The following is a 14,097-nucleotide window of genomic DNA, read 5'->3' on the forward strand; positions in this document are numbered from 1 at the left end:
CCTAGACCCTTAGCGTCGTCGGTTGCCGCCATCGCTGGCGGCGAGCAAGCTTTCAAGTGTCTCTGCGAGCGTCTGACGTTCGGCCGGCGCGAGGAAACTCCCCACCTCCACCTGCCGGCCGCTGGATGCCAGCCGGACCCTCTCATCGTCGGTGAGCAGGCGCACCCAGTGGGGGTGGGCCCGGAACACCGGCGATCCACCGGGTACGGGGATGACCTCCACGTACGCCGGCACTACCCGGATCTCCTCCTGCCGTTCACCACTGCGCCACAAGGCACGCAGCGCCGCCGCCAGCACCAGGCTGTACAGCAGCGCGAACAGGGGGGCGAATGCATTGCCGGCCAACCACCCGAGGGCGGACACCAGCCACATCGCACCCGACAACACGGTGAACAACAGGACGAACTGCCGGGCATCGAGCGCCCGTGGGGGACGCAGCCGCAGCTGCGTACCTGACCCATCCGGAGCTGGAAGCACCTCGATCATGTCGCAACCGCGTTCCTGCCGCGGGAAACGTCTCGATGGTAGCCCCGCCCTCTCGCCGGTAGCAAGGGTGCATTCACACTTTTTCCCATGCTGCAACACAGCATGAGGTCGGCGGCACGAATGACGAATTCAGCACAAATTCTGTCGCGCTTGCTGAACACGCTGAATCCACCGCAGCTAGGGGCTATCAGCACTTCACGAAGGTGGCTGCAGGGCACTTCCGCAACCCGCAAAAATGATTAAAATCGCCAAGTTTTCCATTGGCCGGACCGGCATGAACGCACCCTCCTCCTCCCCTGCCGCCCACGACGCCCTGCGTCCCGGCGCGCTGCTGTCGCCGGAATTGCCGGCGCCCCCCAACCCGTTCCGCCAGGCCATTACCGATGCCTGGCTGAAGGACGAGGCCAGCCACGTGCGCGAGCTGCTGGCGCAGGCCCGCCTGCCCGCCGAGGAACAGGCCAGGGTGCAGGCGCTGGCCGCCGACCTGGTCGGCCGCGTACGCGTGCGCGCCAAGGACCAGGGCGCGATCGAAGCCTTCATGCGCCAGTACGACCTGGGCAGCGAGGAAGGCGTGCTGCTGATGTGCGTGGCCGAGGCGCTGCTGCGCATTCCGGACCAGGACACCGCCGACAAGCTGATCCGCGACAAACTGGCCGATGCCGACTGGGAAAAGCACCTGGGCGGCAGTGACTCGGTGCTGGTCAACGCCTCCACCTGGGGCCTGATGCTGACCGGCAAGCTGGTGCAGATGAACGATGCCACCCGCGCCGATGCGCCCAGCGCGTTCAAGCGCCTGGTCGGCCGCGTGGGCGAGCCGGTGGTGCGCCTGGCCGTGCGCCAGGCGATGAAGATCATGGGCCACCAGTTCGTCATGGGCCGCACCATCAGCGAAGCGCTGTCGCGCTCGCACAAGGGCGACAACGCGAGCTACCGCTATTCCTTCGACATGCTGGGCGAAGGCGCGCTGACCATGAAGGACGCGCTGCGCTACCTGGAAGACTACCGTCGGGCGATCCACGCCATCGGTGGCGATCACAAGGCACGCGGCGGCCGCCCCGACGGCGACGTCAACAACGCCCCGGGCATCTCGATCAAGCTGTCGGCGCTGTACCCGCGCTATGAGCACGCCAAGCGCGAGCGCGTGCTGAAAGACCTGGTGCCGGGCGTGCTGGAGCTGGCCCAGCTGGCCAAGAGCTACGGCATCGGCTGCACCGTCGATGCCGAAGAGTCCGACCGCCTGGAACTGTCGCTGGACATCATCGAGCAGGTGTTCTCCGATGCGTCGCTGGCCGGCTGGGATGGCTTCGGCGTGGTCGTGCAGGCCTACCAGAAGCGCACGCCGTACACGATCGACCACCTGGCCGACATGGCGCGCCGCGCCGGTCGCCGCCTGCAGGTGCGCCTGGTCAAGGGCGCCTACTGGGATGCCGAGATCAAGCGCGCGCAGATCGAAGGCTATCCGGGCTACCCGGTGTTCACCCGCAAGCAGAACACCGACGTGTCCTACCTGGCCTGCGCCAAGCGACTGTTCACCCATGCCGACGCGATCTACCCGATGTTCGCCACGCACAACGCGCACACCATCGCTGCCGTGCGCAGCATCGCCAATGGCGGCGTGTACGAGCACCAGAAGCTGCACGGCATGGGCGACGACCTGTATGCCGAAGTGGTGCCGGCCGACCGCCTGAACCTGCCCTGCCGCGTGTATGCGCCGGTCGGTTCGCATGAAGACCTGCTGCCGTACCTGGTGCGCCGCCTGCTGGAAAACGGCGCCAACTCCAGCTTTGTCAACCGCATCACCGACGAGCGCGTGCCGATCGCCGACCTGATCCGCGATCCGGTCGAGATGGTGTCCTCGTTCGAATCGATTCCGCATCCCAAGATCCCGCTGCCGGTTGACCTGCTGCGCAGCCAGAACCACGACAGGAAGAACTCCATGGGCGCCAACCTCGCCAACGACAACGAACTGCGCGCCCTGGCCGAGCAGATCAACGCGGCCGTGAAGCCCTGGCAGGCCGCCCCGCTGGTGCCGGGTGCCAACCCGGCCGGCGCCGCGCTGCCGGTGACCAACCCGGCCGACACCCGCGAAGTGGTTGGCCAGTGGCTGGCCGCAGACGCCGCCACCGTACAGAAGGCGCTGGCCAACGCCGTGGCCGCGCAGCCGGCCTGGAACCGCACCCCGGCCGCCAGCCGCGCCGCCATCCTCGAGCACGCCGCCGACCAGCTGGAAGCGCGCATGCCGGAGTTCATGGCGCTGTGCGTGAAGGAAGCCGGCAAGAGCCTGCCCGACAGCATCGCCGAAGTGCGCGAAGCCGTGGATTTCCTGCGCTACTACGCCAAGCAGGCGCGCGAGCAGTTCAGCCACGCCGAGAAGCTGCCCAGCCCGACCGGTGAATCCAACGAGCTGCAGCTGCATGGCCGCGGCGTGTTCGTCTGCATCAGCCCGTGGAACTTCCCGCTGGCGATCTTCCTGGGCCAGGTGGCCGCTGCACTGGCCGCCGGCAACAGCGTCATCGCCAAGCCGGCCGAGCAGACCAACCTGATCGGCTACTACGCGGTGAAGCTGCTGCACGACGCTGGCGTGCCGGCCGAAGTGGTGCAGTTCCTGCCGGGCGACGGTGCCACCGTCGGTGCCGCACTGACCGCTGACCCGCGCGTGGCTGGCGTGGCCTTCACCGGCTCCACCGATACCGCCCGTGCGATCAACCGCGCGATGGCCGCACGTGACGCCGCCATCGGCGTGCTGATCGCCGAGACCGGTGGCCAGAACGCCTTCATCGCCGACTCCTCGGCACTGCCGGAACAGCTGGTCAAGGACGCGATCGGTTCGGCCTTCACCTCCGCCGGCCAGCGTTGCTCGGCTGCGCGCGTGCTGTTCGTGCAGGACGACATCGCCGACAAGGTGATGACCATGCTGGCCGGTGCGATGAAGGAACTGAAGGTCGGCAACCCCGGTCTGCTGTCCACCGACGTCGGCCCGGTGATCGATGCCGATGCGCTGAAGATCCTGCAGGACCACGCTGAGCGCATGGACCGCGAAGCGCGCCTGATCGCGGCCGCCGAACTGTCCACCGAAGCCGCCAACGGCACCTTCTTCGCACCGCGCGCGTACGAGCTGAAGGACCTGGGCCAGCTGCAGAAGGAAGTGTTCGGTCCGGTGCTGCACGTCATCCGCTGGAAGGGCGACCAGCTCGACGCGGTGATCGATCAGATCAACGCTACCGGCTACGGCCTGACCCTGGGCGTGCATTCGCGCATCGACGAGACCGTCGATCGCATCAGCAACGGCGTCCACGTCGGCAACGTCTACGTCAACCGCAACCAGATCGGTGCAGTGGTCGGCGTGCAGCCGTTCGGCGGCCAGGGCCTGTCCGGCACCGGCCCGAAGGCCGGTGGCCCGCACTACCTGCTGCGTTTCGCTACCGAGAAGACGGTAACGGTGAACACCACTGCCGCCGGCGGCAACGCCTCGCTGCTGACCCTGGGCGACTGATCGCCTGCGTGATGCGGCAAACGAAAAACCCCGCGAAAGCGGGGTTTTTTTGTGCTTTGGGTTCCTGCGGAGCCGAACATGGGCTCGGCTCTACAGAGGCTGGCCCAGACTGAACCGATTGTCCGCACGCTTCGCCAGCTCGCGCTGCACCCGCGCGATGCGCGTCTCCAGATCGCCCTCCAGCAGTACGTACTCGACTCTCTCTGCCTGCAGTTGCGCCAGGTACCACGCATGCTGCTGCGCCCGGAAGGCTTCGCCCACGCGCGTTCCGTCCTGGTCGAACGGAATATCCGGCGCGCACAGGAACTGCAGGTCGTAGCGTCGTCGTGCCGCCTGCCGCAGCGGCTCCGGTGCCGTGCCGAACATCCAGCCGCTGTAGCCCAGCGTCACCAGCGGCGTGGTATCGCAGAACAGCCAGCGATACGCATGGCGTGCGGCCTCGTCTTCGTGCTGCGGCTGTGCCATTGCGATGCGAAGCAGATCATCTGGCGTCAGCTCCCCGCCCTGCTGCTCCCATAGTGTGCGGCCATACTCCGGCACCCAGGCGGTCTGCAGGCGCTCGGCCATCATGCGCGCCAGCGTGGTCTTGCCGCTGGACTCGCCACCAATGAACGCCACACGCTGCACATAGCCGGCATAGACCTGCGGCGCGAGACCGCGGCGGTGCGCATGCGGATCGGCGCGCAGCTGGGTGCCACACGCCTGCCCGACGTCCAGTGCGCGTTCGAGCCGCTCATGGCGTACCGGCGCACCAAAGCACGTGGCCAGCGCCTGCGCGAAGCCGTCACCGTAGTCCTCACCGGTGTACACCGCCTGCACCGGCCCACCGAACAGGTTCAGGCACAGCCAGGCGGTAAAGTCGCGCTGCACCTGTCCGTCATCACTGTCCTGCGGCAGCGTTCGCACTGGCAAACCGTGCTCCGTGCACAATGCCGCCAGTCGCGCGTCATCCAGCACCGCTACCGTCGCTCGCGGGAAACGCGCACGCAGCCAGCGCTCGCGGCGCTCGGCGCTGTAGCCGGCAAAGCCCGGCTGCGACCAGCCGATCACCAGCAGTTGCGTACAACGCGTGGCGGCAAACTCGATCAGGTGTTCGTGACCCAGATGCAGCGGGCAGAACTTGCCCACCACCAGGCCGCGTGCAACGCGCTCAGGCAGCAGCATCGGCCGTCTTGGCCTCGTCACGCATCAGGTGCCGCCAATGGCGCAAGGCCACCAGCGCATTGATCCAGAAGCCCACGTACAGGATCGAGGTCAGGTGCAGGCCACGGCTGTAGTACAGCGGTACCGCAACGGTGTTCACCAGCAGCCACACCCACCACGATTCCAGCTTGCGTCGCATCATCAGGATCTGCGCGATCACACTCAGCACCAGCACTGCCGAATCGATGTACGGCGCATAGGCGTTGGTCAGTCGGGTCAGCATCCAGCCGTAGCCGAAGGTGGCCACTACCGCCAGCGGCGCCAGCCAGGCCCAGGCACGTGGGTGCAGCGCGGTGATCGGCAGCGGCGCGCCATGGTCACCACGCAACCACTGCCACCAGCCCAGCACGCTGATGGCGATGAAGAAGAACTGCAGCACCATGTCCGCATACAGGTGCGATCGTTCGAACACGGCAGCAAACAATGCGCAGCCGACGATGCCCAGCCACCAGGTGTGCACGTTGTTGCGGCCGGCCAGCAGGATCGAGCCGGCGACGGCGATGTTGGCGGCCAGCTCCAGCTGGAAGTTCGGATCGGACAGGTTCATGGCGCTATTGTCATGGATCCTGGTCACCGATGGAGACACTCGCGCTGGATCCATTCCAGGCGCGGGTGGTCCGAGGCCCCAAAAAAAAGACCCCGCTTGCGCGGGGCCTCCTTCGCACTGCTTCAGGCAATCGCCGGAATCAGAACTTGTACTGCAGCGAAGCCGCCAGCACGTCGCCGCTGACCTTGTACTTGCCGGTCACGGTGTTGGCCGTGGCCGAGGTCGAGTTGACGTTCGGATCCTTGGTGAACAGGTGGGTGTAGCCCACGCTGTATTCCATCTTGTCCGAAGCGGCGTAGGTCATACCCAGCGACAGCCACTTGCGGGTGGTGTCCGGCACGCGCACGTCGCGGTGGGCGTCGGTGGTCGGGGTCTGGTCATAAGCCAGGCCGCCACGCAGGGTCAGCTTGTCGTTCACGCGGAAATCGGTACCGATCGACGCGAAGGTGGTGTCGCGGTAGTGGAACGGCAGCACGCTGTCCGGCTGGTTGGAGTCGTAATCGACGACGACCTGGTCGAACTTGCTCCACGCGGTGCGGGTGACTTCGGCCATGATCTGCCACTGGTCGTTCACGCGGTGGGTGAAGCCCACGGTGGCGCTGGCCGGCAGGGTGATGGTGGCGCGACCGTTGCTGTCGATGAAGGTGCCCGGGGCAGCCTGCGACAGGAACGCGGCAGCCTGCGGCGTCATGGTGAAGTCGGCCTTGCCGTCGGTGATCTTGTGCTCGACCTTCGAGCGGTAGCTGAAGGCGATGTTGGTGCCTTCCACCGGGGTGACGGTCACGCCGAGGGTGTAGCCCACCGACACTTCATCACCCTTGATGCGCAGGTAGCCATCGGCGGTACCCGGCGAGAAGCCGAGCTGGGCGGCCTGGCGTGCAGCCGCCTGCGACGCCGCTGCGGCCTGGGCCGGAGTGCCACCCGCAGCCAGTACGCGCGCCGCAGCAGTGCGCTGGGCGCTGGCGTTGATCGCGGTGCCGCCGTCAACGGCGCTGGTCAGGTCGACGTTCAGGCGCTCGGCAAACACCGACGCACCGAACGAGAGGTACGGGTTGACGTCGTAGGAGAACGCGACGCCCAGGTCGATCGCCTGCAGCTCGGTCTTGACGCCGTTGTAGCGGCCGACCCAGTCGCGGTCATATTCGGTCTTGAAGCCGAACGGCACGGTCAGCGATGCACCGAAGTGCATGTTGTCGTTCTCGCCGAACGGCAGGTGGAAGTAGGCCGCCGGAACCGGGGCGATCATGCCGGCGTCGCCGCCGTTGCCGCCGGAAATCGGAGCGCCGTTGGCGTACTTGCCCTGGCCACGGAACTTGGCGCCGAAGCTGATGGCGCTGACGTCGCCCTGCAGCATGGTGCCGTCGAGCAGGCGCATGGAGGCCGGGTTGGTGGCGATGACCGAGGCGTCGCCTTCGGTCGAAGTAGAGCCGGCGAACGCGCGGCCCAGGCCCTTGGCGCTGTTTTCCTTCAGCTGGAAGGCGGCAGCATTGGCATCGGCGGCGGCCAGCGCACCGGCAACGCCGACGGCCAGCAGGGTCAGTCGGGCAATGGTGGAAGCGGTTTGCATCGTAGTTCTCTCTCCGGTAAGCGGTGATGTTGCTCTGTGTGCGCCTGCGCCCGGCAGGTCTTGAGACCCATCGGAGCGCGCCGGATTCCCCTCCCGACATACGACGCCGTATGCGAGTATTACCCAGAGCTGTTAATGAAACAATAACAGCAGTGGCGGTTTTTTCGTCCCAAAAGCTGAACAGGACAATCCCCGCCGCAAGCGCCCGCACGCTAGGCTAGTGCCCATGTTCGTCTCCCTCCCGTCTCGCAAGAAGGCGGCCCTGCGCTGGGCCACGCCCGTGCTGTTTGCGGCACTGTGGCTGGCGTTCCTGTGGTCGATCTCGCGTCCGGACGATGCCCGCGGCAGTCTCTGGCTGGACTGGGGCGCCCTGTCCACCGGCCTGACCCATCCACTGGACTGGTGGGCCACCCTGCAGGACGGCAGCGTGCTGCGCCTGTTCACCGCCCTGTTCCTGCACGCCGATTGGTCGCACCTGCTGGGCAACCTGGTGTTCCTGCTGATCTTCGGCCTGCCTGCTGAGCGGGTGCTGGGGCCGTGGCGGTTGCTGCTGCTGTTCCTTGTAGGCGGTGCGGTATCGAACCTGGTGGCGATCTACACCATGGGCAGCCCGGACCAGATCATCATCGGTGCCAGCGGCGCGGTGTCGGCGCTGATCGGCGCCTATCTGGCCCTGTTCCCGGGCGCCCGGCTGGGCGTGGTGATCCCGCTCGGCCTGTTCCTGGAATTCGTGCGTGCCCCGGCCTACCTGCTGATCGGCGTCTGGGCCGCACTGCAGGTGGTGTTCGCCCATATCGGCCCCAGCTTCGGCATGGTGGCCTGGTGGGCGCACATCGGCGGCTTCGTGTTCGGCGTGGTGTACGGGGTCTACGTGCGGGCGGCCATCGCCCGCCGCCTGCGCAAGCGCCACGGCTTCTGACGCCGGGTAGTGCCGGCCGCTGGCCGGCTCCACGCCCACCGGCCGGTTCGTAGATCAGTCGAGCAGGGCTCGACTCTGCAGAATCAGGGCTTGGCCGGGGCCGGTGCGGGCTTTGCTTCCGGCTTGCTTTCCGCCTTCGGTTCGACCTTGGCTTCCGGCTTCGCCGCACCGGCCTTCGCGGCCTTGGCCGCATCCGCCTTGGCGGCCTCGGCCTTCAACCGTGCGGCCACCGAGCCTGGGTTCTTCAGCTCGGCCAGCGCGTCGTTGATCGGGCCATCGCCCGGCAGCACCGCACCGGCGTGGTAGCCCTCGGTGCCTTCGTCATCGCCGCGCAGATGGCCCGGCAGGGTCGCTTCGCTGTAGTCGCTCAGGCTGGCCGGCAGTGCATCTTCCGCCGGCGTCGCGGCCGGCTTCAGTTCAACGTCCGGCACGATGCCGGTGGCCTGGATCGACTTGCCGCTGGGCGTGTAATAGCGCGCAGTGGTCAGCTTCACCGAATCACCGTTGTCCAGCGGCAGCACGGTCTGCACCGAGCCCTTGCCGAAGGTTCGGCTGCCGACCACGCGCGCGCGCTTGTTGTCGCGCAGCGCGCCGGACAGCACTTCCGATGCGCTGGCCGAACCGGCATCGGCCAGCACCACCACCGGTGCGCCCTTCAGCAGGTCGCCCGGGGTCGCGTCAAACCGTGCATCGCTGATGCTGATGCGGCCACGGGTGCTGACGATGTTGCCCTTGTCGAGCAGATCATCGGCCACCTGCACCGCAGCGGTCAGCAGGCCACCCGGGTTGCTGCGCAGATCGAGCACCAGGCCCTTGAGCTGGCCACCGGCCTGCTTCTGCAACTGCTGCACCTGCTTCTGGAAGTCCGAACCGGTATCGGCCTGGAAGGTGCTCAGACGGATGTAGCCGTAGCCCGGTTCCAGCATGCGGCTCTTCACGCTGGTCACGCGAATGGTCTGGCGGGTCAGGCTCACGTCGAATGGCTTGGGCTTGCCTTCGCGCACAATGGTCAGCACTACCTTGCTGCCGGCCGGGCCACGCAGCGGTTCACTTGCATCAATGGCGCTGATCGGCTTGCCGTCGATGGCGATGATCAGGTCACCGGCGAGGATGCCGGCCTTGGCCGCCGGCGTGTCGTCGATCGGCGAAATGACCTTCATGCTGGCGTTGTCCGGCTGCTGCTGCAGCTCCACGCCGATGCCCTCGTAGGCACCGTTGGCCTGCTCGTCGAAGGCCTGCGCGTCTTCCTTGTTGAAGTAGGTGCTGTGCGGATCGAGGTCGAGCAGCAGGCCGCGCACGGCCGACTGCATCAGCTTCTTGTCATCGACCGGGTCGACATAGGCGGCGCGCACCGCGTTGTACACGGCCACGAAACGGCGGATTTCCTCCAGCGGCACCTTCGAGGTCACCGCCTCCTCGCTGTTCGCTGCCTGCCCGCTGGTTTCCTGGCTCGGGGCGGGCGCGGTCTGCTGCGCCCAGGACAGCGCTGGCAACAGGGCCAGCAAGAGGGTGGCGGTACGGGCTGCGCGCATGGATCACTCCTGTCGACGGTGGCATGGTGCCCAAGGCACATGCACCGATTATGCGCGAAGCACAGCTAAATTCCCGTTGAATCCAGCCCGCACGTGGCGGGCCGGGATTCAGCGCCGCTGCAGCCAGCTGTCCGGATTGACCGGCTGCCCGCCACGGCGCAGCTCGAAGTACAGCGCGGTCACGCCCTGGCCCCCGGAATTGCCGACCTTGGCCACCGCCTCGCCGCGGCTGACCCGCGCGCCGGCATCCTTCAGCAGGGTGTCGTTGTGGGCATACAGGCTCATGTAGCCATTGCCGTGGTCGACGATCAGGATCATGCCGTAGCCGGTCATCCAGTCGGAGAACACCACGGTGCCGTCGGCCACGGCGGTGACGGTGCTTCCGGCCGGGGCGCCGATCAGCACGCCGCTGCTGGTGCGGCCATCGGGCAGCTTGCCGCCGTAGCGGGCCAGCAGGTTGCCGGACAACGGCCAGCCCAGGCCACCGACCTTCGGGGCCGGTGCGGACGCCACCGCCGGCGGAACCTTGGTGGGCGGCGGCGGCCGCCCCTGTGCCGCGGCCTGGCGTGCGGCGCGCTCGGCAGCGGCCTTTTCGGCGGCGGCTCGACGTGCAGCCGCGCGACGCTCGGCCTCGGCGCGGGCCGCAGCAGCACGCAGATTGGCCAGCAGTGTTTCCAGCGCCTTGGCATCCTGGCCCAGCGCCTGTTCCTTCTCGCGCTGGTCCTTGAAGCGCTCGTCCAGCGAGGCCACGGTCTTTGCGCGATCGCGACGGTCGGCTTCCAGCGCCGCGGCCTGCTGCTTCTGGTCCTGCTGTGCACCCTGCAGCTTCTGCTTGCGCTCGGCGATCTGCGCCTGCAGCGCTTCCAGTTCCTTCAGGTCAGCGGTCAGCGTGGTGATGCGCTGTGCCCGCTCGCGCTGCAGGTAGCGGTGGTAGGCCAGGGCGCGATTGGCATCGGCCACCGTGTCCTGCGACAGCAGCAGCTTCAGGGGGGCGTGATTGCCCAGCTGATAGGCCGCCCGCAGCAGGCCAGCCAGTTCGCGGTGCTGCTGGGCGAGGTTGGCCTGCAGCGTGCTGCGGCGCTGTTCCGCCTCGGCCAGGGCCCTGCCCTGCTCGCGCAGCGCGGTTTCGGTCTGCGCAAGCGCACGGCCGGTGCGGGCCACCTTCTCATCGGCCTCGCGCAGCTGCTGCGAGGCCTGGCCACGCTGTCCCTCGATCTGCCGACGCTCCTGCGCCACGCCCTTCAGCTCACTGCGCAGTTTCTGCAGCTTGCGCTCGGTCTCGCGGGTGGTCTGCGCTGCGCCCGGCAGCGGCAACGCCAAGGCGATCGCCAGCCCCAACAGCAGGCAGCGCCCGCCGCGTACGGCGGCGATGTGATGTCGGCGTGATGGGAAGGCGTTGTCGCGCAAGGGCTTTCCAGTGACTTCAGGCAGTTGCAGGGGGTACCGGGGAATGGTGACATCTCCGCACGCGGCCTGCCAGCCGCACATCCATCGAGGTCTCCATGAAAACTCTTTCCATTCCGCTGCTGTTGGGCGTACTGCTGGCCACCGGGCCGGTCTGTGCCCAGGAGAACATCAGCAAGGTCAACGGCAGCATCAGCGCCGAAGCCGGCCAACGCTACGGCAAGCTCGACACCGTCAACGGTGGTATCCGTGTCGGCGAAGGCGTCGAGACCGGCAGCATCGACACCGTCAACGGCGGGGTCAAGGTGGCCGACCGTGCACGCACCGGCAAGATCGAAACGGTCAACGGCGGTGTGCGCCTGGGCCGTGAGGTGATCGCGCGCGGCAGCGTCAGCACTGTCAACGGCAGCATCTTCACCGACCGCGGCACCCAGGTCGAAGGCGGCGTCGAAACCGTGAACGGCGGCATCGGCCTGGTCGAAAGCCGCGTCGGCAAGGACGTGGAGACCGTCAACGGTGACATCACCGTGGGCATCGGCTCGCAGGTCAACGGTGGCGTGCACGTACGCAAGCCGAACTTCAGCGTCTCGCTGACCGCCAGCCGCAAACCACGCGTGATCATCGGCCCGAATGCCGTGGTCAACGGCCCCCTGCAGTTCGAACGTGAGGTGGTGCTGTACGTACACCGCAGCGCCCGCATCGGGCCGGTCACCGGCGCCGAGCCGATCCCGTTCGACACCGAAACCGCTCCGGCGGACTGAGCGCACCGCGCCTTCGGGTTCGGTGATACTCGCTGACACCGGCCGTGCACGACGCGCGGCTGCCCTTTGTTACCCAGGAATCGACGATGCCCCGCAAACTCCTCCTGTGCCTGGCCGCTGCGGCCGCGCTCAGTGCCTGCAAAGGCGAAGACACCCCGGCCGCCGCGCCAGCCACCGACACCGCTGCAGCGAAGCCGGCCGCCCATCAGTTCTCCCCGGAGATCAACGCCGGCGACTTCGCCGAGATGGTCAAGACGCTGGCTTCGGACGAATTCGAAGGCCGCGCCCCAGGCAGCAAGGGCGAGGAGCTGACGGTCAACTACATCCGCGACCAGATGCAGCGCATCGGCCTGCAGCCCGGCAACGGCGACAGCTGGTTCCAGGATGTGCCGATGACCGAAACCACGGCCGACGAGTCGACCGTGCTGAAGATCACCCAGGGCGGCAAGACCACCGAACTGAAGTTCGGCACCGACATGGTGGTGGGTACCCGTACCGGCCAGGCCGAGGTGAAGGTCGATGCCAGCGACCTGGTGTTCGTCGGCTACGGCGTCGACGCGCCGGAGCAGAAGTGGAACGACTACGCCGGCCAGGACTGGAAGGGCAAGACGGTGGTCATGTTCGTCAATGACCCGGGCTTCCATGTCGATGACGCGAAGCTGTTCGACGGCAAGCGCATGACCTACTACGGCCGCTGGACCTACAAGTTCGAGGAAGCTGCGCGCAAGGGCGCCGCTGCCGCGCTGATCGTGCACGACACCGCCGGCGCGTCCTACGGCTGGGACGTGGTGAAGAACTCCTGGGCGGGCCCGCAGTACGACCTGCCGGCCAAGGATGACCCGGAAGCCCGCATTCCGGTGCAGGGCTGGCTGAGTGCCGACGCCGCCAAGGCACTGTTCGCCGGTGCCGGCCTGGACCTGGCGCAGGCCTACAAGGACGCCAGCAAGCGCGGCTTCAAGCCGGTGCCGCTGAAGGCCACCGCTGCGGTCGACCTGAAGAGCCAGATCGCGCAGAAGCAGTCGCGCAACGTGGTGGGCGTGCTGCCGGGCAGCAAGCGTGCCGACGAGGCCGTGCTGTACATGGCGCACTGGGATCACCTGGGCAAGCATGAGGGTGAGACCGGCGACAACATCTACAACGGGGCGGTCGACAACGCGACCGGCGTGGCCGGCATCCTCGAGGTGGCTGAAGCGATGGCCCACCAGGAGCCGAAGCCGGAGCGTTCGGTGGTGTTCCTGGCGGTGACCCTGGAAGAATCCGGCCTGCTGGGCTCGAAGTACTACGTTGCCCATCCGACCTTCCCGCTGGACAAGATCGCCGGTGTGATCAACATCGACGCGATGTCGGTGGCCGGCCGTGCGAAGGACGTGACCGTCACCGGCTTTGGCAGCTCGGAGCTGGAGGACATCCTCAAGCCGCTGGCCGCCGCCCAGGACCGCACCCTGCACGGCGAGACCTCGGTGCAGAGCGGCTTCTACTTCCGCTCGGATCACTTCAACTTCGCCAAGGCCGGTGTGCCGGCCCTGTACGCCGATGGTGGCGAGGATCTGCGAGAGGGTGGCGTGGACGCCGGCCGCAAGGCTGCGGCGGACTACGGTGCCAACCGCTACCACGGCCCGAAGGATGAGTTCGATGCAGCCACCTGGAAGCTGGACGGCACCGTCGAGGACCTGCAGCTGATGTACGGCGTGGGCAAGGAACTGGCCGGTGGCGATCGCTGGCCGAACTGGTATGCAGGCAACCCGTTCAAGGCGGCCCGCGACGCGATGATGAAGGACAAGACCCCGGCCGCAGCAAAGTAGAGTCGAGCCTTGCTCGACTGAACTTCGTTGAGGTCAAAGCGGCGCCCCTTGGGGCGCCGCTTTTTTTTGCGTGGCTAACCGCCCCGCCGCTGGTAGGCGCCACGGTTGGTGGGTGCCAACGGACCCGCTGCTGGTGGGTGCCAACCTCGGTTGGCACCGCTCTCCGCGGAGACCATCTCATCCACGCATGGCGTGGATCTGCCGGGCAATGCAACGCCATCGGGTTGCCGGCCAGCCGCCGGCACGACCCAATTTACTGCGCACAAAGAAAAACCCCGCTGCGTGAGCAGCGGGGTTTTGGGTGTAAACCCTGGCGATGACCTACTCTCGCATGGCTTGAGCCACACTACCATCGGCGCAGCTGCGTTTCACTTCCGAGTTCG

Annotated in this window: 10 protein-coding genes; 4 read left to right on the forward strand and 6 right to left on the reverse strand. The window is 67.2% G+C overall.

What is annotated here, in order from left to right; translation table 11 throughout:
- Nucleotides 1-9: 9 nt before the first annotated feature.
- The gene (locus HLA98_RS20220; protein ID WP_004153894.1) at nt 10-486 is read right to left on the reverse strand and encodes a DUF2244 domain-containing protein; all 477 of its coding nucleotides are present in this window, start codon (nt 484-486) and stop codon (nt 10-12) included.
- Between the two features lie 274 nt (nt 487-760).
- Here HLA98_RS20220 and putA point away from each other — a divergent pair, with 274 nt between their 5' ends.
- Complete coding sequence (gene putA, locus HLA98_RS20225) at nt 761-3,979, forward strand: bifunctional proline dehydrogenase/L-glutamate gamma-semialdehyde dehydrogenase PutA (protein WP_049449430.1); 3,219 nt, start codon at nt 761-763, stop codon at nt 3,977-3,979.
- Nucleotides 3,980-4,069: 90 nt separating this feature from the next.
- On the opposite strand, the gene HLA98_RS20230 is transcribed toward putA, so the two are convergent.
- The 3 genes from HLA98_RS20230 to HLA98_RS20240 form a co-directional block, all read right to left on the reverse strand.
- Nucleotides 4,070-5,143, reverse strand: a complete 1,074-nt coding sequence (locus HLA98_RS20230) for an AAA family ATPase (protein ID WP_057501841.1) — start codon at nt 5,141-5,143, stop codon at nt 4,070-4,072.
- On the reverse strand, nt 5,130-5,729 hold the full coding sequence (pnuC, locus tag HLA98_RS20235; RefSeq protein WP_057501842.1) for a nicotinamide riboside transporter PnuC: 600 nt from the start codon (nt 5,727-5,729) through the stop codon (nt 5,130-5,132). The genes HLA98_RS20230 and pnuC overlap by 14 nt, the downstream gene beginning before the upstream one ends.
- A gap of 139 nt (nt 5,730-5,868) precedes the next feature.
- Nucleotides 5,869-7,296, reverse strand: coding sequence for an outer membrane protein transport protein (locus HLA98_RS20240; RefSeq protein WP_057501843.1), 1,428 nt, complete (start codon nt 7,294-7,296; stop codon nt 5,869-5,871).
- A 226-nt stretch (nt 7,297-7,522) separates the two neighbouring features.
- Here HLA98_RS20240 and HLA98_RS20245 point away from each other — a divergent pair, with 226 nt between their 5' ends.
- Nucleotides 7,523-8,215: a rhomboid family intramembrane serine protease gene (locus HLA98_RS20245; RefSeq protein ID WP_019662230.1), complete on the forward strand. Its 693-nt coding sequence runs from the start codon at nt 7,523-7,525 to the stop codon at nt 8,213-8,215.
- 83 nt (nt 8,216-8,298) lie between these two features.
- Here HLA98_RS20245 and HLA98_RS20250 read toward each other — a convergent pair whose 3' ends face one another.
- Together HLA98_RS20250 and HLA98_RS20255 are read right to left on the reverse strand one after the other, a co-directional pair.
- Nucleotides 8,299-9,747 carry a S41 family peptidase gene (locus HLA98_RS20250; RefSeq protein ID WP_057501844.1) on the reverse strand — a complete coding sequence of 483 codons (1,449 nt, stop codon included), beginning with the start codon at nt 9,745-9,747 and terminating at the stop codon, nt 8,299-8,301.
- A 108-nt stretch (nt 9,748-9,855) separates the two neighbouring features.
- Nucleotides 9,856-11,154 (reverse strand): murein hydrolase activator EnvC family protein, encoded by a 1,299-nt coding sequence (locus tag HLA98_RS20255; protein WP_057501845.1) that lies wholly within the window; start codon nt 11,152-11,154, stop codon nt 9,856-9,858.
- Nucleotides 11,155-11,249: 95 nt separating this feature from the next.
- Here HLA98_RS20255 and HLA98_RS20260 point away from each other — a divergent pair, with 95 nt between their 5' ends.
- Together HLA98_RS20260 and HLA98_RS20265 are read left to right on the forward strand one after the other, a co-directional pair.
- On the forward strand, nt 11,250-11,912 hold the full coding sequence (locus HLA98_RS20260; RefSeq protein ID WP_049449443.1) for a DUF4097 family beta strand repeat-containing protein: 663 nt from the start codon (nt 11,250-11,252) through the stop codon (nt 11,910-11,912).
- Nucleotides 11,913-11,998: 86 nt separating this feature from the next.
- Complete coding sequence (locus tag HLA98_RS20265) at nt 11,999-13,714, forward strand: M28 family metallopeptidase (protein WP_057501846.1); 1,716 nt, start codon at nt 11,999-12,001, stop codon at nt 13,712-13,714.
- The last annotated feature ends 383 nt before the right edge of the window (nt 13,715-14,097 follow it).

It is taken from the genome of Stenotrophomonas africana (genome assembly GCF_013004645.1).
Taxonomy (GTDB): domain Bacteria; phylum Pseudomonadota; class Gammaproteobacteria; order Xanthomonadales; family Xanthomonadaceae; genus Stenotrophomonas; species Stenotrophomonas africana.

Bases quoted from the DNA above. Each gene is read 5' to 3' on its own strand.
- HLA98_RS20265 (WP_057501846.1), top strand. From the start codon at position 11,999: ATGCCCCGCAAACTCCTCCTGTGCCTGGCCGCTGCGGCCGCGCTCAGT.
- HLA98_RS20250 (WP_057501844.1), bottom strand. From the start codon at position 9,747: ATGCGCGCAGCCCGTACCGCCACCCTCTTGCTGGCCCTGTTGCCAGCG.
- HLA98_RS20220 (WP_004153894.1), bottom strand. From the start codon at position 486: ATGATCGAGGTGCTTCCAGCTCCGGATGGGTCAGGTACGCAGCTGCGG.
- pnuC (WP_057501842.1), bottom strand. From the start codon at position 5,729: ATGAACCTGTCCGATCCGAACTTCCAGCTGGAGCTGGCCGCCAACATC.
- HLA98_RS20245 (WP_019662230.1), top strand. From the start codon at position 7,523: ATGTTCGTCTCCCTCCCGTCTCGCAAGAAGGCGGCCCTGCGCTGGGCC.
- putA (WP_049449430.1), top strand. From the start codon at position 761: ATGAACGCACCCTCCTCCTCCCCTGCCGCCCACGACGCCCTGCGTCCC.
- HLA98_RS20240 (WP_057501843.1), bottom strand. From the start codon at position 7,296: ATGCAAACCGCTTCCACCATTGCCCGACTGACCCTGCTGGCCGTCGGC.
- HLA98_RS20230 (WP_057501841.1), bottom strand. From the start codon at position 5,143: ATGCTGCTGCCTGAGCGCGTTGCACGCGGCCTGGTGGTGGGCAAGTTC.
- HLA98_RS20260 (WP_049449443.1), top strand. From the start codon at position 11,250: ATGAAAACTCTTTCCATTCCGCTGCTGTTGGGCGTACTGCTGGCCACC.